Raw genomic sequence first — 18655 nt, 5'->3', positions numbered from 1 at the left:
AAGTGACCCAGCCCCGACAGGAGCTCCTCCAGAAGCTCACCCCCGTGCTGACCAAGCGCTGGCTCTCGCCGGACGCCTGGCAGATCGGGGTCTACGAACAGCTGGACGGCTACCGCGCGCTGCGCAAGGCGCTCGACGTGCACCCGGACGACCTGATCCAGCTGATCAAGGACTCCGGCCTGCGCGGCCGTGGCGGCGCCGGCTTCCCCACCGGTCTCAAGTGGGGCTTCATCCCGCAGGGCGACGGCAAGCCGCACTACCTCGTGATCAACGCGGACGAGGGCGAGCCGGGCACCTGCAAGGACCTCCCGCTGATGACCTACGACCCGCACTCGCTGATCGAGGGTGCGATCATCGCCTCCTACGCGATCCGCGCGAACCGGGCGTTCATCTACATCCGCGGTGAGGCGGTGCACGCCGCTCGCCGGCTGCGCCACGCGGTGCAGGAGGCGTATGCCAAGGGCTATCTCGGTCAGAACATCCTTGGTACGGGATTCGACCTCGACCTGGTCGTGCACAGCGGCGCCGGGGCGTACATCTGTGGTGAAGAGACCGCCCTGCTGGACTCCCTCGAAGGGTTCCGTGGGCAGCCCCGTCTCCGCCCGCCGTTCCCGGCGATCGCCGGGCTCTACGCCAGCCCGACCGTGGTCAACAACGTCGGCACCATCGCCAGCGTGCCCTACATCGTGCTGGGCGGCGCCGACTGGTGGAAGAGCATGGGCACGGAGAAGTCGTCCGGCCCGATGATCTACTCGCTGTCCGGCCGGGTGGTCAATCCCGGTCAGTACGAGTGCGGCCTCGGCATCACCCTGCGTGAGCTGATCGAGCTGGCCGGTGGCATGCAGCCGGGTCACGAGCTGAAGTTCTGGACGCCGGGTGGCTCGTCCACGCCGCTGCTGACCGCCGAGCACATCGACACCGCGATGGACTTCGAAGGTGTCGCGGCGGCCGGGTCGATCCTCGGCACCACGGCGATGCAGATCTTCTCGGACAAGGACTGCCCGGTCTACAACACGTGGCGGTGGCTGGAGTTCTACCACCACGAGTCGTGCGGCAAGTGCACCCCGTGCCGGGAGGGCAACTACTGGATGGTGCGTACCTACCGGCGGATCCTCGCCGGTCACGGCACCGTCAAGGACCTGGACACCCTCCAGGACACCGCGGACAACATCTTCGGCCGGTCCTTCTGCGGCCTCGGCGACGGCGCGGCGACGCCCGTCGTGTCGACGCTCAAGTGGTTCCGGGACGACTACCTCGGCTACATCGAGGGCCGCACCGCCCCGCGGCTCTCCGAGAAGTCCCTCGTAGGAGCTCACTGATGACGGACGTTCAGAAGAGGGCCGACCAGGTCACCCTCACCATCGACGGGGTCGAGGTCGTCGCGGAGAAGGGCGAGCTGGTCATCCGGGTCGCCGAGCGGATGGGTACGGCCATCCCGCGCTTCTGTGACCACCCGCTGCTGGCCCCGGCCGGTGCCTGCCGGCAGTGCCTCGTCGAGGTGGAGGGCCAGCGCAAGCCGGTCGCCTCCTGCACCCAGACGGTGGCCGAGGGCATGGTGGTCAAGACCCAGCTCAGCTCACCGGTCGCCGCGAAGGCGCAGGCCGGCGTCATGGAGCTGCTCCTGATCAACCACCCGCTCGACTGCCCCACCTGCGACAAGGGCGGTGAATGCCCGCTGCAGAACCAGGCGATGAGCACCGGCCGGGCGGACTCGCGCTTCCAGGAGGAGAAGCGGGAGTACGAGAAGCCGATCCACATCTCCAGCCAGGTGCTGCTCGACCGGGAACGCTGCGTGCTCTGCCAGCGGTGCACCCGGTTCTCCGAGGAGATCGCCGGCGACAAGTTCATCGACCTGATGGACCGGTCCTCCGGCGAGCAGATCAACGTCTACCGGGACGACTTCTTCGGCGGTACGGGCACCGGTGACGGGCAGGTCGGTGAGGGCGAGGGCGACGTCGCGTTCAACTCGTACTTCTCCGGCAACACCATCCAGATCTGCCCGGTCGGCGCGCTGACCGGCGAGCAGTACCGGTTCCGGGCCCGCCCGTTCGACCTGGTCTCCACGCCGAGCGCCTGCGAGCACTGCGCCTCCGGGTGCTCCCAGCGCACCGACCACCGGCGCGGGAAGGTGCTGCGGCGCCTGGCCGGCGACGACCCGGCGGTCAACGAGGAGTGGAACTGCGACAAGGGCCGGTGGGGCTTCCGGTACGCCGTGGCCGACGACCGGATCATGAACCCGCTGGTCCGCGACGCCAAGACCGGTGAGCTGCGGGAGGCCTCCTGGAGCGAGGCGCTGCTCGCGGCGGCCGAGGGACTCAAGGCCGCGCGCGAGCGTGGGGTCGGCGTCCTCACCGGGGGCCGGCTCACCGTCGAGGACGCCTACGCCTACGCGAAGTTCGCCCGGACCGTCCTCGGCACCAACGACGTCGACTTCCGGGCCCGGCCGATCCGCGCGACCGGTTCCGCGGTGTCCACGACCGAGGAGGCCGACTTCCTGGCCGCCGCGGTCGCCGGGATCACCGAGGTGACGTACGAGCACGTGGAGAACGCGCCGTCGGTCGTCCTCGCCGGACTCGAGCCGGAGGAGGAGTCACCGATCCTCTTCCTGCGCCTGCGTAAGGGCCACATCCGCCGGAAGCTCCAGGTGACGGCCGTTTCGCCGTACCTCTCCCGCGGTTTGGAGAAGATCGGCGCCGCGCTCGTCGCGGCAGTCCCCGGTGACGAAGCGCACATCCTCGCGTCCGACGCCGCCGTGGCGGAGGCGCTCGGTGCACCCGGCGCCCTGCTGATCGTCGGTGAACGTCTGGCCACCGTGCCGGGCGCGCTCAGCGCGGCGGCCGCCCTGGCCGGCCGCACCGGCGCGAAGCTCGTGTGGGTGCCCCGCCGGGCCGGCGACCGTGGCTCGATCGACACCGGTCTGCTGCCGAACCTGCTGCCCGGCGGCCGTCCGGTCACCGACGACGCGGCCCGCGCCGCGCTGTCGCTGACCTGGGGGATCGACGCCGGAGTGCTGCCCGGGACGCCCGGTCGGGACACCGACCGGATCATCGCGGCGGCCGCGGACGGCACCCTCGGTGCCCTGCTGGTCGGTGGCGTCGACCCGGCCGACCTGGCCGACCCGACGCTGGCCGAGGAGGCGCTCGACGCCGTTCCGTTCCTGGTCAGCCTGGAGCTGCGGCAGAGCGCGGTGACCCGGCGGGCCGACGTGGTCCTGCCGATCGCGCCGGCCGTCGAGAAGGCCGGCACGTACATGGACTGGGAGGGCCGGCTCCGCTCGTTCGGAGCGGTGCTGAAGAGCACCGCGATGACCGACGGCCGGGTGCTCGAGGCCATCGCCGCCCTGCTCGACGTCACCCTGAACACCGGGGACGTCAACGCGGTCCGTCGTGAGCTCGGCTCGCTGCCGGGCACCACGGAGCTGCGGTCCGGGCTGTCCGTCGCGGCTTCGAAAGCGGCCGAGGCCGGTCCGGGCGAAGCGGTTCTCGCCACCTGGCACCAGCTGATCGACCTGGGCTCGCTGCTCGACGGCGACCAGGTGCTGGCCGGCACGGCCCGGCCGCCGGTCGCCCGGATCGGCAAGGATCTGGCCGAGTCACTGCAGGTCGCCGACGGTGACCTGGTCACGGTCAGTACGGCCCGGGGTTCGATCACGCTGCCGGCCGCAATCACCGACCTGCCGCCGCGGGTGGTGTGGCTGCCGACGAACTCACCGGGCTCGACGGTCCGGCGCAGTCTCGGCGTCACCGCCGGCGCGGTGGTCAAGCTGACGGCCGGCGTCCCCGGCCCGATCCTCGCAGCGGAGGCCGTGCGATGACCTCGTTCGTGACGGCGGCGACCGCCGTCGACCCGACTCTCGAGACCTTCGAGAACCAGGTCTGGTGGATCGTCCTCATCAAACTGCTGGGCGTGTTCGTCCTGCTGCTGCTCCTGACGCTCTTCACGATCGTCTACGAGCGCAAGGTCGTGGCCCGGATGGCGGTCCGGCCGGGCCCCAACCAGGTCGGCTGGTTCGGCAGTCTGCAGAGCCTCATGGACGGCCTGAAGCTGCCGTTCAAGGAGGAGATCATCCCGAAGACCGCCGACAAGGTGGTCTACTTCATCGCCCCGGTGATCTCCGCGACGGTGGCCTTCACCGCGTTCGCGGTCATCCCGTTCGGCGGCGTGGTCAACATGTTCGGGCAGCAGACCCCGCTGCAACTCACCGACGTGCCGGTCTCCGTGCTGGTGCTCCTGGCCTGCTCGTCGATGGCGGTCTACGGCGTGGTGCTGGCGGGCTGGGCTTCCGGCTCGACCTATCCGCTGCTCGGTGGCCTGCGGTCGAGTGCCCAGATGATCTCGTACGAGGTCGCGATGGGCCTGTCCATCGTGGCGGTGTTCATGACCGCCAACACGATGAGCACCTCGCAGATCGTCGCGGCGCAGGCCTCCGGCAACCCGGTGGAGCTCTTCGGCTTCGAGGTGACCGCCCCCGGCTGGTACGCGGTGCAGCTCCTGCCGAGCTTCATCATCTACCTGATCGCGGCGGTCGGTGAGACCAACCGGGCCCCGTTCGACCTGCCCGAGGCCGAGTCCGAGCTGGTCGGCGGTTTCCACACGGAGTACTCGTCGTTCAAGTTCGCGCTGTTCTTCCTGGCCGAGTACATCAACATGATCACCGTCTCGGCCTTCGCGACCACGCTCTTCCTGGGCGGCTGGCGGGCTCCGGCCCCGATCACCACCTTCTGGGAGGGGGCCAACTCCGGTTACTGGCCGCTGCTCTGGTTCTTCGGCAAGGTGCTGATCCTGCTCTTCGGCTTCATCTGGCTGCGGGCCACGCTCCCCCGGATGCGCTACGACCAGTTCATGCGCTTCGGCTGGAAGGTCCTGATCCCGGTCAACCTGGTGTGGATCCTGTTCCTGGCGTTCTTCAAGGTCGCCCGCAGTGGCGCGATCTCGGACACCACCCGCTGGGTCATCACCGGCGCCGTCGCGGTGCTGGTCCTGGGCATCGCCTGGGGCTGGCCGTCGCCGAAGAAACCGAAGCAGCTCTCCATCGAGGAGGAGTTGCACCAGCGGCCGCCGGGCAGTTTCCCGGTCCCGCCGATGGACCTCCAGGTCCCGCCGAGTCCCCGCGCCCGCCGCGCCGTGGCCGAACGCGCCCCGGCCACCGTCCCCGCCTCGGCGGACGGCGACGAGCCCGAAACGAAGGAGGTGTGACGTGGGTACGTTCACCGGTTCCTTCAAGGGCTTCGGCGTGACCTTCGCGCACATGTTCCGCAAGGTGATCACGACCGACTACCCGTTCTCCCCGCCGAAGCCGGCGCCGCGCTACCACGGGCGGCACATCCTCAACCGGCACCCGGACGGCCTGGAGAAGTGCATCGGCTGCGAGCTGTGCGCCTGGGCCTGCCCGGCCGACGCGATCTACGTCGAGGGCGGCGACAACACCGACGAGCAGCGGTTCTCGCCGGGCGAGCGGTACGCGAAGATCTATCAGATCAACTACGCGCGGTGCATCTTCTGCGGTCTGTGCATCGAGGCCTGCCCGACCCGGTCGCTGACCATGAGCAACGAGTACGAGCTGGCCCGCGACAGCCGCCAGGACCTGATCTTCACGAAGAAGGAGCTCCTGGCCCCGCTGCTGCCGGGCATGGAGCAGCCGCCGCACCCGATGCGCCTGGGTGAGACCGACAAGGACTACTACGTCGGCGCTCTCACCAACCCGGGCACGTCGATCGGCGCCGAGAAGGCCCCGTGGGCGGTCGACTCCGAGACCAAGGGGACCGACGAATGAACGCCGTCTCCACCGGCGAGCAGGTCGCCTTCTGGATCCTCGGCTCCCTCGCCGTGATCGGGGCGCTCGGCATGGTGTTGGCCCGCAACGCGGTGCACTCCGCGCTCTGGCTGGTCGTCACGATGCTGAACCTCGGGTTCTTCTACGTGATCAACTCGGCGCCGTTCCTCGGCTTCGTGCAGATCATCGTCTACACCGGCGCGATCATGATGCTGTTCCTGTTCGTGCTGATGCTGGTCGGGCGGGACGCCTCGGACTCACTGATCGAGACGTTGCGCGGCCAGCGGGTCGCGGCGATCGTGCTCGGCATCGGGTTCGCCGCGCTGATCGGCGCCGGCCTGGCCCGGGCCCTCGGTTCCACCTTCACGGTCGGGCTGGACAAGGCCAACGCCAACGGCAACGTCGAGGGCCTGGCCTCGATCCTGTTCACCAAGTACGTGTTCGCCTTCGAGGTCACCTCGGCCCTGCTGATCACGGCCGCGGTCGGCGCCATGATCCTGGCGCACGTCGAGAAGGCCAAGGAGGACCAGCGTGACCAGGTGACCCGGATGAAGGAACGCTTCCGTCCCGGCAACTACCCCGGCCCGAAGCCCGGCCCCGGCATCTACGCGAACACCATGTCGGTGGCCGCGCCGGCCCGCCTGCCCGACGGCAACGGTGCCGAGCGGAGCATCTCGCCGATCCTCCCGATTCGCGAGCTGAGCGCCGACGAGGCCGCGCCGAAGGGAACCGAGAAGTGACTCCCGACTACTACCTGGTGTTGTCGGCCATCCTGTTCACCATCGGCGCTGCCGGGGTGCTCGTCCGCCGCAACGCGATCGTCCTGTTCATGTGCATCGAGTTGATGCTCAACGCCGCGAACCTCGCGCTGATCACCTTCAGCCGGATCAACGGCGGCCTGGACGGCCAGATCATCTCGTTCTTCGTGATGGTCGTCGCGGCGGCCGAGGTCGTGGTCGGCCTCGCCATCATCATGTCGATCTTCCGTACGCGACGCTCGGCGAGCGTCGACGACGCGAACCTCCTGAAGTACTGAAGGGGCATTTCGTGGAACACACCTACGCCCCGGCGACGGGAGTGCTGAGCAACATCTGGTTGCTCGTCGCCATCCCGCTGGCCAGTGCGACGATCCTGCTGCTGCTCGGTAAGCGGTCCGACCGCTGGGGGCACTGGCTCGGCGTGGCATCGGTCGCGGCGTCGTTCGTACTCGGGCTGGTCTTCTTCTTCAATCTCTCCGGTCTGGACGCCGCGAAGCGGTCCGCTGAGCTCAGTCTCTGGGACTTCATCGTGGTCGGCGATCTGAAAGTCGACTTCGGCCTGCTCTTCGACCCGCTGGCCGGCGTCTTCGTCCTGCTGATCACCGGTGTCGGCTCCCTGATCCACCTGTACGCGGTCGGGTACATGGAGCACGACCCCGGGCGGCGGAGGTTCTTCGCCTACTTCAACCTCTTCGTCTCGGCGATGTTGCTGCTGGTCCTGGGCAACAACTACGTGATGCTCTACTTCGGCTGGGAGGGCGTCGGTCTGGCGTCGTACCTGCTGATCTCCTTCTGGTACACCAAGCCCTCGGCGGCGACCGCGGGCAAGAAGGCGTTCCTGATGAACCGGGTCGGCGACGCCGGCCTGGCGATCGGCATCTTCCTGATGTTCACCGAGCTGGGCAGCACCCAGTACGACGAGGTCTTCAACGGCGTCGACTCGCTGGCCGCCGGAACCGTCCTGGTGATGGGCATCCTGCTGCTGCTCGGTGCGTGCGGTAAGTCCGGTCAGTTCCCGCTGCAGGCCTGGCTCCCGGACGCGATGGAGGGCCCGACCCCGGTCTCGGCCCTCATCCACGCGGCGACGATGGTCACCGCCGGTGTCTACCTGATCGCCCGGTCCAACCCGATCTTCTCGGCGAACACCACGCTGCAGCTGATCGTGGTCAGCATCGGCGCGATCACCCTGCTGATGGGCTGTCTCATCGGCGCCGCGAAGGACGACATCAAGCGGATCCTCGCCTGGTCGACGGTGTCCCAGATCGGCTACATGTTCCTCGGTGTCGGGCTCGGTGGCGGGGCGTACGCCCTGGCGATCATCCACCTGCTGGCGCACGGCTTCTTCAAGGCCAACATGTTCCTCGGGGCCGGGTCGGTCATGCACGGGATGCACGACCAGGTCGACATCCGGCGGTTCGGTGGCCTGTCGAAGCACATGAAGATCACCTGGTTGACCTTCGGCACCGGCTGGCTCGCGATCATCGGTATCCCGCCGCTCTCCGGCTACTTCTCGAAGGAGCCGATCATCGCGGCCGCCTTCGAGCGTGAGGTCGTGTGGGAGGCGTGGGTGTTCGGCGGCGCGGCGCTGCTCGGTGCCGGTCTGACCGCGTTCTACATGACCCGGCTCTTCGTGCTGACGTTCCACGGTCCGGCCCGCTGGACCGAGGACAACCAGCACCCGCACGAGTCCCCGGCGATCATGACGATCCCGCTGATCCTGCTGTCGGTCGGCTCGATCGGTGCCGGTTACCTGATGAGCACCAGCGTGCCGGACTGGCTGAACCCGGTCTTCGGCGAGCACGCCGAGGGCTCGCACGGGGTGCTGTCGCACACCGCCATCACCATCATGTCGCTGCTGATCACCGTCATCGGCGCGGGCCTGGCCTGGGCGCTGTTCCGCAACGGCACCGCGCTCGAACCGCAGCCGGCCGGCGTGCTGGTCACCGCGGCCCGGCGCAACCTCTACACCGACGCGTTCAACGAAGCGGTGTTCGAGCGTCCCGGCATCTACCTGACCCGGGCGCTCGTCTATCTCGACAACAAGGGGATCGACGGCCTGGTCAACGGGATCGCGGCCGGCGTCGGCGGCGGTTCCGGCAGGCTGCGCCGGCTCCAGACCGGATTCGTCCGCTCGTACGCGCTGTCCATGCTCACCGGCGCCATGCTCGTGGTCGGCGCCTTCCTCGCGATCCAGCTGGGGTGGTTGGCGTGAAAGACTTCCCGTTCCTTTCCGTCCTCACCCTCCTGCCCCTGGTGGGCGCGCTGGTGGTGGCCTTCATCCCCAGGACGAAGGCCGAGCTGGCCAAATCGGTCGCGCTCGGCTGGTCCGTACTCGTCCTGGCACTGAGCATCTTCATGTGGGTGGCCTACAGCGTCGGCGGTGACCGCTTCCAGTTCCGGGAGTCCTACACCTGGATCCCGGCCTGGGGCGCGAACTTCACCTTCGCCGCCGACGGCATCGCGCTCGTCATGCTGATGCTGATCGCCGTCCTGTTCCCGGTCGTGATCCTGGCGTCCTGGAACGACGTCGACCAGAGCACCCGGTCGGCTCCGGCCTACTTCGCGCTGCTGCTGTCCTTCGAGTTCACGATGATCGGGGTGTTCGCCGCGGCGGACATCTTCCTGTTCTACGTGTTCTTCGAGATCATGCTGATCCCGATGTACTTCATCATCGGGTCGTTCGGCAGCGGCCAGAAGCAGTACGCGGCCGTCAAGTTCTTCCTCTACAGCCTGGTCGGCGGCCTCTTCATGCTGGCCTCGGTGATCGGTCTGTGGGTGCTCGGCGGGAAGACCTTCGACTTCACGAAACTGGCCGAGGCGACCGCTTCGATCGACCAGAACACCGCCCGGTGGCTGTTCCTCGGCTTCTTCGTGGCGTTCGCGATCAAGGCGCCGTTCTTCCCGTTCCACACCTGGCTGCCGGACTCCGGTGGCGCGGCTCCGGCCGGTGCCGCCGCGCTGCTGGTCGGCGTGATGGACAAGGTCGGCACGTTCGGCATCCTGCGCTACTGCCTCTCGCTCTTCCCCGAGGCGTCGCGCTGGTTCGCCCCGGCCGCCATGGCCCTCGCGGTGATCGGCATCATCTACGCGGCCCTGCTCGCGGTCGGCCAGAACGACCTGAAGCGCCTGGTGTCGTACACGTCGATCGCGCACTTCGGTTTCATCGGCATCGGCATCTTCGCCTTCACCACCCAGGCCGGTACCGGCGCGGTGCTCTACATGGTCAACCACGGCCTGGCCACCGGCCTGCTGTTCATCGTGGTCGGCATGTTCGTGGCCCGGCGCGGGTCGTCGCTGGTCAGTGACTTCGGTGGGGCCGGCAAGCTGATGCCGGTGCTGGCCGGGGTGCTGTTCTTCGCCGGTCTCGCCTCGCTGGCGCTGCCCGGCACCGCGCCCTTCGTCAGTGAGTTCCTGGTCCTGATCGGCACGTTCAGCACCAACAAGGGGTACGCCGTGGTGGCCACCCTGGGCATCGTGCTGGCCGCGGCGTACGTGCTGTGGATGATCCAGCGCACCACCCAGGGCACCCTGAACCCGGCTCTCACCGAGGTGCCGGCGATGTCGAAGGACATCACCCTGCGCGAGAAGGTGGTCGTCGCGCCGCTGATCGTGCTGCTCCTGGTGCTCGGCTTCTACCCGAAGCCGGTCACTGACGTGATCAACCCCGCGGTACAGGCGACCATGCAGGACGTCGGCGTGAACGACCCGGTTCCCACGGTGGAAGCCGGCGGAAAGGTGGGCGGCTGACATGGAACCGTTGAAACTGCCCCCGATCGACTACGGAGCGCTGCTCCCGATGCTGATCCTCTTCGGCGCGGCATGCCTCGGCGTGCTCGTCGAGGTGGTCGTCCCGCGCCGGGCCCGCAACATCGTCCAGCTGTCCCTGGCCCTGATCGCCGTGGTGGCCTCGCTCGTCGCCGTGGTGATGGCGCGCGGCACCCGGACGATCACCATCGGCGGCGCGGTCGCCGTGGACGGACCGACCCTCTTCCTGCAGGGCGCGATCCTGGTGCTCGGCGGGGTGTCGCTGCTGCTGATCGGCGAGCGTTCGATCGAGCACGGCGGCGTGTTCGTCGCGCAGGCCGCGATCACCGTCGGCTCGCAGAAGGACGCCAGGCAGGCGAGCAGCGAGCCGGGTGCCACCGAGGTCTACCCGCTGAGCGTCTTCGCGCTCGGCGGCATGCTCCTCTTCGTGGCGGCGAACGACCTGCTCACCATGTTCGTGGCGCTGGAGGTCTTCTCGCTGCCGCTCTACCTGCTGTGCGCGCTGGCCCGTCGCCGGCGGCTGCTCAGCCAGGAGGCCGCGCTCAAGTACTTCCTGCTCGGCTCGTACGCCTCGGCGTTCTTCCTCTTCGGTGTGGCCTTCATCTACGGCTTCGCCGGCGGGATCCAGCTCGGTGAGGTGCACGAGGCGGTCGCCAACCCGCAGCGCAGCGAGGTGCTGCTCTACGTGGGTCTGGGCATGGTCGCGATCGGTCTGCTCTTCAAGGCCGCGCTCGCGCCGTTCCACGTGTGGACGCCGGACGTCTACCAGGGTGCGCCCACGCCGATCACCGCGTTCATGGCGGCCTGTACCAAGGTCGCCGCGTTCGGGGCGCTGCTGCGGGTGCTCTACGTGGCGTTCGAGGGCGTGCGCTGGGACTTCCAGCCGATCCTCGGCGGCATCGCGGTGCTCACCATGTTCATCGGCGCGGTCCTGGCGGTCACCCAGACCGACCTGAAGCGCCTGCTGGCCTACTCGTCGATCGCGAACGCCGGCTACCTCATGGTGGGCGTGCTCGCGCTCAACGACGAGGGCCTCAGCAGCACGATGTTCTACCTCGTGGCGTACGGGTTCTCGGTGCTCGCCGCGTTCGCGATCATCAGCCTGGTGCGCGACCCCGACGGCGAGGCCACCCACCTGTCCAAGTGGGCCGGCATCGGCCGGAAGAGCCCGCTGCTCGCCGGCATCTTCACCTTCATCCTGCTCGCCTTCGCCGGCATCCCGCTGACCAGTGGCTTCACCAGCAAGTTCGCGGTCTTCGGTGCGGCCGTCGAGGGCGGGCAGACCTGGCTGGTGATCTTCGGCGTGGTCACGAGCATGCTGCTGGCGTTCCCGTACCTGCGGGTCGTCGTGCTGATGTGGCTGTCCGAGCCGGGGGAGTCCACCCCGGCGGTCTCCATCCCGGGCTTCCTCACCTCGGCGGTGCTGGGTCTGGGCGTCATCGTGACCGTGGCGCTCGGTGTCGTACCGGCGCCACTGATCGAACTGACCAAGGAGGCGGCGGAGTTCGTCCGCTGATTCTGATCAGTGTGTGAAGGCCCCGGCGACCGCCGGGGCCTTCACCATCTGTGCCGACGTGGTCCTACCTGGACCGGGTGAGGACGTGGGTGACCGGTCTCTACCGCGGCCACCCGGCGGCACCCGGAACGGCGTGGCCCGGGCGGTCCGGTTCCGGGTCTGTGACGGGCGCTGGGTGGCCGTACCCCTGGTGTCGGATTTTTGATCTTGTCGCGCGCCACCCTGGGACAGAAAGCGGTAGGGCGGTATGGCAAGGTGAATGCGTGGTGAGCACCGGTGATCTGACCCCGCGCGATCTCGCGCTGTCATCGCTGGGCCTCGACGTCGATCCCGCGATGGACGAGTCGGTGTCTGCGACGCTGGCCGCTGTGGAGGTTGCGCTGCACGGCCATGTGGCCAGCGCCGACCCACTGGTGGCCGAGGCCGCGCGGCATCTGGCCGACGCCGGCGGCAAGAGGTTCCGGCCGCTGCTCGTCGCCCTCGGGGCGCAGTTCGGCGATCCGGAGTCCCCACAGATCGTCGACGCGGCGAATGTGGTGGAGCTGACCCATCTGGCCACGCTCTACCACGACGACGTCATGGACGAGGCGCTGGTGCGCCGGGGTGCGCCGAGCGCCAACGCGCGCTGGGGCAACTCGGTGGCGATCCTGGTCGGTGACTACCTCTTCGCCCAGGCGGCCGATCTGGCCGCCACGCTCGGCACCGAGGCGGTCCACCTCCAGGCGCAGACGTTCGCCCGGCTGGTGCACGGGCAGATCGCCGAGACGGTCGGCCCGCGCGGCACCGACCCGATCGAGCACCACCTGCACGTCATCACCGAGAAGACGGCGTCCCTGATCGCCACGGCGGCCCGGTTCGGCGGCCTCTTCTCCGGTGCGCGTCCCGAGTTCGTCGAGGCGCTCGCGGGCTACGGCGAGACCATCGGCATCGCCTTCCAGCTTTCCGACGACCTGCTCGACATCGCCAGCGAGTCGGTCCAGTCCGGCAAGACGCCCGGCACCGACCTGCGCGAGGGTGTCCCGACGCTGCCGGTGCTCTACGCGCTGGCCGGCGACGACACCGACGCCTCCGCGATCCGCCTGCGGGAGCTGCTGTCGGCCGGCCCGATCACCGACGACGAGCTGCACGCCGAGGCTCTGACGCTGCTGCGCGAGTCGGCGGCGATGAAGAGGGCACGCGAGACCGTGCGGTCCTACGCCGAGGAGGCGAGGGCTCGTCTGGCCCCGCTGCCCGCCGGCGAGGCGAAGCGGACGATGGAGGCGCTCTGCGACTTCATCGCCGACCGTACGAGCTGAGCCCTCTCGCCCCCGTTTGTGTGGGGCAAATCGGGCCTTTCGGAACTTCTCCACTGCGGACAGTTCCCTAGGTCGCACGCGCTGTGTAAATCGACCGTGATCCACTCCTGTTTGGCATTCCGTCCGAGGCCGATTGTTCATATGGTGTAAGTCCCTGGCCTCGGAGGTAGCTGTGCGTGACCCCCTAGCGGAGCCGTCAGATCTCATCCGGAGCGTTTCGCGTGCCCTGCGCGTGCTCGAGTCCGTGGGCCGGGCTCCGCGCGGACTCACCGTGAAACAGATCGCCCGCAGATGCGAGCTGACCGTCGCGACGACGTATCACCTCGTCCGGACCCTCGCCTACGAGGGCTATGTGATCCGGCGCGAGGACGGCACGTACATCGTCGGGCTCGAGATCGCCGATCGGTATCGCGAGCTGGTCTCCGCCTTCCGTGGCCCGCCCGCGGTCGGTGAGGCGCTGCGCCGGGCCGCCGTCGACAGTGGATACAGCCACTGCCTCGGTCGGTTCGTCGGCGGGCGGATAGCGGTCACCGCCTCCGCCGAGGGGGCCCGCTCACCGTTCCTGGACGACGTGGCGCCCGGCTTCGACGAGGGCGGCCATGCCACCGCGCTCGGCAAGGCCCTGCTCGCCACCCTCACGCCCGACCAGCGGTCCCGCTATCTCCGCGACTACGGGATGCGGGCGTTCACCCCGGCCACCCTCACCACGCCCGAGGCGCTGGAGGCCGATCTGGCCGCCGGAGAGCGCCGCGGCATGCAGATCGAGATGGGTCAGTTCCGGCAGGGCCTCGCGTCCGCCGCCGTGGTCGTCGTCGCCGACCGGGACATGGAGCGCCGGCTCGTCCTCGCCTGCTCGATGCCCGCCGCCGAGATGCTGACCTCGGCGCGCGTGGTCCGGGCCAAACTCACCGCCGCCGCCCGCAACGTGGCCGAGGCCCTGTCCGGAGGCGAGTCGGCAACCGCCTGAAAGGGTGGTCGCTCTCCGGATTCGGGACGCCACGGCTTGAGGTGGGGGTTTAAGGAATCGTTGAACCTTAGAGCCCGATGCCGCGTAACACAGACCGGGAGAAGTGACCCGGTTGGAGGCGGTACGGATGCGATGCGAGGACGGGCACGACGACGCCGCCTATGTCCTTGGCGCGCTGTCGCCGATCGAGCGGGCTGCATATGAGCGTCACCTGGCGACATGCTCGTTCTGCCGGGAGGCGGTGGCCGATCTGGCGCTCGTGCCGGACATGCTCGACCGGCTCGACGCCGAGGAGTTCGTGAAACTGCTCGACCCCAGCCTGTCGGCGCTGTCCCGCCCGGCGGCCGCTCCGTCGATCAAGAAGGTACGGGCCCGCCCGATCCGGATCGTCAGTTCCGTCGCGGCGCTCGTGTTGTTCCTGATCATCGGGGGCGGGCTGGCGTACTGGGGGTTCAACGCCGGGGAGGCGTCATCCCCACCACCCGGGCCGTCGATCGCGATGACCAAGGTCGACCCGGCGTCGTCGATCGCGGCCACCGTCCGGATCACCAGCACCGGCGCCGGTAGCCGGGTCGAGATGGAGTGCTCCTACAGCGCTTCGGCCCGGCCCTACACGTTCCGGCTCATCGCGTACGGGCCCGACGAGCAGACCGAACAGCTCGGATCGTGGCTGGCCCAGCCGGGCAAGAAGTTCCAGATGCCGGCAGCCACGCACTTCACCGAGGGCAGCCTGTCCCGTCTGGAGCTGGTCCGCTCCGACGACAAGGTGATGCTCGTCTACGAGCCCCAGAACTAGTTTCTCAGGCGGCAATCGCTGCTGTCGCCCGTATCCGGGCGCTGCGGATGCCGTCCGCGGTGAAGACGATCAGAGCCAGCCAGACCAGGCCGAACCCGGCGAGCCGGGCCGCCGGCATCGGCTCGTGGTAGATCAGCACACCGACGGCCAGCTGGAGGATCGGCGCCACGTACTGCAGGATGCCGAGACCGACCAGCGGCACCCGGTTGGTCGCCGCCGCGAACAGCAGCAGCGGGATCGCGGTCAGCACACCGGCGATCAGCATCAGCACGGTGTGCCGGGTCGACACGTGGCCGAACTCCGCACCGCCGGACAGGTTGAGCCACGTCAGGAACGCGAGCGCCGGCAGCATCAGCACCGCCGACTCGACGAACAGACCCTCCGCGGGCGGCAGCGACATCCGCTTCTTGATCAACCCGTAGCAGCCGAACGAGACAGCCAGGGTCAGCGCGATGTACGGCAGCCGGCCGTAGTCGATGGTCAGGATCGCCACCGCCAGCCCGCCGATGCCGACCGCGGTCCACTGCAGGGGCCGCAGTCGCTCGCCCATCACGGTGACACCGAGCAGCACGACCAGCAGCGGGGTGATGAAGTAGCCGAGGGCCGTCTCCACCACACGGGACGAGTTGACCCCGTAGATGTAGGTGGCCCAGTTCACGCCGATCAGCACGGCCGCCAGGGTGACCCCGCCGAGCAGTCGTGGCGTACGCACCAGACGGCCCAGGAACCGCCAGTTGCGCATCACGGTGAGCAGCAGGGCCACGAAGACGACCGACCACACCACGCGATGGGCCAGGATCTCCAGCGGCGGCGAGGGGCGCAGCAGCTTGAAGTAGATGGGGAAGAAGCCCCACATCGCGTAGGCCGTGAGGCCGTACACGTATCCGCGCCGCTCGTCGCTCATGCCCCCACCGTAAGGGCGGAAGCATGTTTCGGTCCTTGCAAATATGAAGCAGGTCACGAGGCCAATCCGGCCTCACTGGCCTGCTTTCACCGGTGGATCAGTCGCCGTCCGGAACCAGCATGTTCAGCAGCCAGCTCACGACGCCGACCAGCAGCGCGCCGAGCACCGCCGAGAGGACGCCGTCGACGTGGAAGGCCAGGTCGAGCTTGTCGGCGATCCAGCTGGTGAGCAGCAGGAGCAGACCGTTGACCAGGACCGCCACGAGGCCCAGGGTGAGGACGTAGAAGCCGCAGCCGATGGTTTTGATGATCGGCCGGAGAACCGCATTGACCAAGCCGAAGATCACCGCGACCGCGAGCAGTGTGCCCGCCTTGTTGGCGGCGGTGTCGGCGGTCAGCTCGATGCCGTCGATCACCAGCGTCGCGATCCACAGCGATACGGCGGTGATCACCAGCCGGATGAGGATGCCCATGGCCGGGAATGGTGCCATGGCCTGTCCACCAGTGGAAACGACACCCCGCGATCTTCTTGAGATCTATGCCGGAGTTTCTCGAGATCTATGCCGGAGTCAAGGCACCTCGAACCGGCTCACCGATCAGGCTCTGCTCGATCGGGGTCTGCGAGAACACCGCCCAGCGCACCGCCCGCCGGTTGATCACCGCGACCATGTCGGTGCGCATCCGAGGAAAATACGACGCTGTCTCGCCCAGCCCGAGCGTCCCGCCGAGCAGGGTCGCCTCGGCCTGGGTCAGTCGCTGGAGGATCACCAGATCGGCCTCGGTGGCATGCGGGAGGTCCGGAGCGCCGAACTCGTCCCGGACCACCATGGTGGTCTGCCAGCCCACATCCCGAGCCGGCTCAGGGCCACCGGGGGCCGAGCCGGTGTCGAGGATCGTCAGGGTCGGGTGCCGCACCGAGCCGGCCGGCGCGTCGAACGGGCGGCCCGCCGGAAGGATCGTGATCGCCTCACCCGGAACCGCCGCGCCCCGCGCGAACGGCTCCCAGGCGTGCGGCCGGGTGGTCCGGACCAGCACCCGTGCCCCGGTCGCCATCGCCCGGAAGGCCAGCAACTGCGCGCCGGGCAGGCCGCCCACCAGCAGCGCCCGCGTCGGCTCCGGCCGGAACAGCCGGATCAGGACCGCCCCGCCGCCCTGGTTGCGGCCGATCATCAGCCCGGCCGGACTGATCGGGAGCTCCGGAGCGCCGATCGCCTTACCGTCGACGGAGTGACCGCCGAGCGGCAGCGTGGCCGCCAGGCCCGGGAGCTGCGCGCCCTCCAGCCGGTGCAGCCGGACGCGGTCGGCGGAGAGCAGTGTGCGCAGCGCCCGGACCGCCGTGTCCAGCCCGGTCACGTCGGGAGCGGCGACCCGCACGAAGAGACCGGTCGCCGTCATCGACACCGTCGTGGCCGCGGCCGGCAGATGCAGGATCCGGGTGATCAGATTGCCGGTGAAATCGGCACCGGAGGCCGGACGGCACCGGAACGTCGCCTGAACCAGACCACCCAGGCGCAGCGCCGACCAGCTCTCCCGCGCATTGTCCGGAGTGCCGCCGGTCTCGGCGTTGGCCAGATCGGCGATCGCCCGCAGCGCGGCCACCTCACCCAGCGGCCGGGCCAGCGACGAACCCAGCCGGCGGGTCAGTCGCCGGGTCATCCCGGCGAGACTGCGGCGCAGCTCCTCGTCGGACCAGCCACCGGCCCGCGAGACCCGCAGCGCCAGCACCGCCCGCAGATAGCTGAGCGAACTGCCCTCGGCGAGCGTGCGGTAGGAGCTCTGCGCCGGGCCGGTGCCGCCCCGGGCCGTCGGGGCCGGGACCGCACTCAGCACCAGCTGGGCACGCACCCGGGGCTGGTCGCCGACGGCCTGGTCTCGACCGGTGGCGTGCAGCAGGGCGGCGAACGACGGAATCACGGAGGCCTCGTCCGCCGGGTCACCCAGCTCGACAAGCACGGTGAGACCGGAGTCGTCGGCGAGGACCGCGGCGGAGGTGCCCGGCAGGTCGAGGCTCGTCAGGCGGACCCGGGGCGCCGCATAGGCCAGTAGAGCGGTGCCGCTGCCGACCGAGGCGGAGCGGCGACGGCCCGAATAACGGGCCAGGACACCGAGCCACTGGAACGCCCACCGCCCGCGCAGCCGCAGCCAGGTCAGTGTCAGCAGTGCCGCCGCGAGGACGACAGCCGGAACCATGGCGAGCCCACCGGCCACCAGGCCGGCCAGCACCAGGGCGGCGGCGATCTGGGTGGCGACGATTTGCTCCGGCCGCCCTCCTCCGCGTCGTGGCCGGATCAGGGACTCGGCCATCGGGACCGCGCTCTCGGTGCTCACTGACCGTCCCTCCCCACCGCCGGGCATCCATTCACGCATATGCGCGGCTCATCGTAGGGCAGTTATCCACAGCTCGAAGGCCCGACCGACGGGTTATCCACAGGTTGCTGTTCCGGGGCAGACGGGGATCGTGCCGGGCGGCTAACGTCGTCGATGTTGTTTCGCGGCGGGCGGTATGCCCGATCGACCTGTGGTCCACAACGGATCAGACTTGCGAAAGGGGTGACGTCCTGATGTCGCAGACGGAGAGCCAGTCCGCACAGATGGCGAGTACCGCCAAGGAGTTCGACCGGATCAACGGTTCGCTCCAGAGCATGCTCAGCACGCTGATGCGGGAGCTGGAGATGCTCGGCTCCTCGTGGAAGGGGCAGGGCGCGGTCGCGTTCGACCACGTCAAGAACGAGTATGCGGCTGACCTCAAGCGGCTCAACGACGCCCTCGCCGAGACCGCCGAGGGGATCCGGACGTCCGGTGCCAGCTACGAGCGTTCCGACACCGAGGCCGCGTCCAGCATCGGCCGGACCGGCGGCCAGTTCACCCTGCCGCTCTGATCT

Annotated in this window: 16 protein-coding genes; 13 read left to right on the top strand and 3 right to left on the bottom strand. The window is 69.0% G+C overall.

Translation table 11 applies throughout. The features are described from left to right. The first annotated feature begins 2 nt into the window (after positions 1-2). The 12 genes from nuoF to ACFO0C_RS02795 all read left to right on the top strand — a co-directional run bounded on the left by nuoF (position 3) and on the right by ACFO0C_RS02795 (position 14870). On the top strand, positions 3-1319 hold the full coding sequence (gene nuoF, locus ACFO0C_RS02850) for an NADH-quinone oxidoreductase subunit NuoF (protein ID WP_378064884.1): 1317 nt from the start codon (positions 3-5) through the stop codon (positions 1317-1319). Continuing rightward, positions 1319-3814, top strand: a complete 2496-nt coding sequence (locus tag ACFO0C_RS02845; RefSeq protein ID WP_378064883.1) for an NADH-quinone oxidoreductase subunit G — start codon at positions 1319-1321, stop codon at positions 3812-3814. Before nuoF ends, ACFO0C_RS02845 begins: the two co-directional genes overlap by 1 nt. Next, complete coding sequence (nuoH, locus tag ACFO0C_RS02840) at positions 3811-5196, top strand: NADH-quinone oxidoreductase subunit NuoH (RefSeq protein WP_378064882.1); 1386 nt, start codon at positions 3811-3813, stop codon at positions 5194-5196. The genes ACFO0C_RS02845 and nuoH overlap by 4 nt, the downstream gene beginning before the upstream one ends. 1 nt (position 5197) lies before the next feature. Next, positions 5198-5773: an NADH-quinone oxidoreductase subunit NuoI gene (gene nuoI, locus ACFO0C_RS02835; RefSeq protein ID WP_378064881.1), complete on the top strand. Its 576-nt coding sequence runs from the start codon at positions 5198-5200 to the stop codon at positions 5771-5773. After that, entirely contained in the window at positions 5770-6513 is a 744-nt protein-coding gene (locus ACFO0C_RS02830; RefSeq protein WP_378064880.1) for an NADH-quinone oxidoreductase subunit J, read from the top strand. The genes nuoI and ACFO0C_RS02830 overlap by 4 nt, the downstream gene beginning before the upstream one ends. Next, positions 6510-6809, top strand: a complete 300-nt coding sequence (gene nuoK / locus ACFO0C_RS02825; RefSeq protein WP_093620071.1) for an NADH-quinone oxidoreductase subunit NuoK — start codon at positions 6510-6512, stop codon at positions 6807-6809. The genes ACFO0C_RS02830 and nuoK overlap by 4 nt, the downstream gene beginning before the upstream one ends. 11 nt (positions 6810-6820) lie before the next feature. Further along, positions 6821-8743 carry an NADH-quinone oxidoreductase subunit L gene (nuoL, locus tag ACFO0C_RS02820; RefSeq protein ID WP_378064879.1) on the top strand — a complete coding sequence of 641 codons (1923 nt, stop codon included), beginning with the start codon at positions 6821-6823 and terminating at the stop codon, positions 8741-8743. Further along, positions 8740-10278, top strand: a complete 1539-nt coding sequence (locus tag ACFO0C_RS02815; protein ID WP_378064878.1) for an NADH-quinone oxidoreductase subunit M — start codon at positions 8740-8742, stop codon at positions 10276-10278. Before nuoL ends, ACFO0C_RS02815 begins: the two co-directional genes overlap by 4 nt. A 1-nt stretch (position 10279) precedes the next feature. Further along, complete coding sequence (gene nuoN / locus ACFO0C_RS02810; RefSeq protein ID WP_378064877.1) at positions 10280-11812, top strand: NADH-quinone oxidoreductase subunit NuoN; 1533 nt, start codon at positions 10280-10282, stop codon at positions 11810-11812. A gap of 335 nt (positions 11813-12147) precedes the next feature. Then, complete coding sequence (locus tag ACFO0C_RS02805; protein ID WP_378064979.1) at positions 12148-13107, top strand: polyprenyl synthetase family protein; 960 nt, start codon at positions 12148-12150, stop codon at positions 13105-13107. Positions 13108-13279: 172 nt separating this feature from the next. Beyond that, the gene (locus tag ACFO0C_RS02800; RefSeq protein WP_378064876.1) at positions 13280-14074 is read left to right on the top strand and encodes an IclR family transcriptional regulator; all 795 of its coding nucleotides are present in this window, start codon (positions 13280-13282) and stop codon (positions 14072-14074) included. Between the two features lie 103 nt (positions 14075-14177). Then, the gene (locus tag ACFO0C_RS02795; RefSeq protein WP_378064875.1) at positions 14178-14870 is read left to right on the top strand and encodes an anti-sigma factor family protein; all 693 of its coding nucleotides are present in this window, start codon (positions 14178-14180) and stop codon (positions 14868-14870) included. A gap of 4 nt (positions 14871-14874) precedes the next feature. On the opposite strand, the gene rarD is transcribed toward ACFO0C_RS02795, so the two are convergent. From rarD to ACFO0C_RS02780, 3 genes are all read right to left on the bottom strand, one after another. Next, entirely contained in the window at positions 14875-15774 is a 900-nt protein-coding gene (rarD, locus tag ACFO0C_RS02790; protein WP_378064874.1) for an EamA family transporter RarD, read from the bottom strand. A gap of 97 nt (positions 15775-15871) precedes the next feature. Then, positions 15872-16246 (bottom strand): phage holin family protein, encoded by a 375-nt coding sequence (locus ACFO0C_RS02785; protein ID WP_378064873.1) that lies wholly within the window; start codon positions 16244-16246, stop codon positions 15872-15874. 85 nt (positions 16247-16331) lie between these two features. Further along, a complete protein-coding gene (locus ACFO0C_RS02780) occupies positions 16332-18101 on the bottom strand; it encodes a type VII secretion protein EccE (protein ID WP_378064872.1) in 1770 nt (589 codons plus the stop codon). 233 nt (positions 18102-18334) lie between these two features. Between ACFO0C_RS02780 and ACFO0C_RS02775 the strand changes: the two genes are divergently transcribed. Beyond that, on the top strand, positions 18335-18652 hold the full coding sequence (locus ACFO0C_RS02775; RefSeq protein WP_378064871.1) for a WXG100 family type VII secretion target: 318 nt from the start codon (positions 18335-18337) through the stop codon (positions 18650-18652). The last annotated feature ends 3 nt before the right edge of the window (positions 18653-18655 follow it).

This window comes from Actinoplanes subglobosus, assembly GCF_042650585.1.
GTDB classification, from domain to species: Bacteria; Actinomycetota; Actinomycetes; order Mycobacteriales; family Micromonosporaceae; genus Actinoplanes; species Actinoplanes subglobosus.
The sequence above is the reverse complement of the archived record's forward strand: the minus strand, read 5'-3'. Positions and strand labels throughout refer to the sequence as shown.

Excerpts from the sequence above, each read along its gene's own strand:
- ACFO0C_RS02845 (WP_378064883.1), top strand. The coding sequence starts at position 1,319 with ATGACGGACGTTCAGAAGAGGGCCGACCAGGTCACCCTCACCATCGAC.
- nuoH (WP_378064882.1), top strand. The coding sequence starts at position 3,811 with ATGACCTCGTTCGTGACGGCGGCGACCGCCGTCGACCCGACTCTCGAG.
- ACFO0C_RS02830 (WP_378064880.1), top strand. The coding sequence starts at position 5,770 with ATGAACGCCGTCTCCACCGGCGAGCAGGTCGCCTTCTGGATCCTCGGC.
- nuoN (WP_378064877.1), top strand. The coding sequence starts at position 10,280 with ATGGAACCGTTGAAACTGCCCCCGATCGACTACGGAGCGCTGCTCCCG.
- ACFO0C_RS02805 (WP_378064979.1), top strand. The coding sequence starts at position 12,148 with ATGGACGAGTCGGTGTCTGCGACGCTGGCCGCTGTGGAGGTTGCGCTG.
- rarD (WP_378064874.1), bottom strand. The coding sequence starts at position 15,774 with ATGAGCGACGAGCGGCGCGGATACGTGTACGGCCTCACGGCCTACGCG.
- ACFO0C_RS02785 (WP_378064873.1), bottom strand. The coding sequence starts at position 16,246 with ATGGGCATCCTCATCCGGCTGGTGATCACCGCCGTATCGCTGTGGATC.
- ACFO0C_RS02775 (WP_378064871.1), top strand. The coding sequence starts at position 18,335 with ATGTCGCAGACGGAGAGCCAGTCCGCACAGATGGCGAGTACCGCCAAG.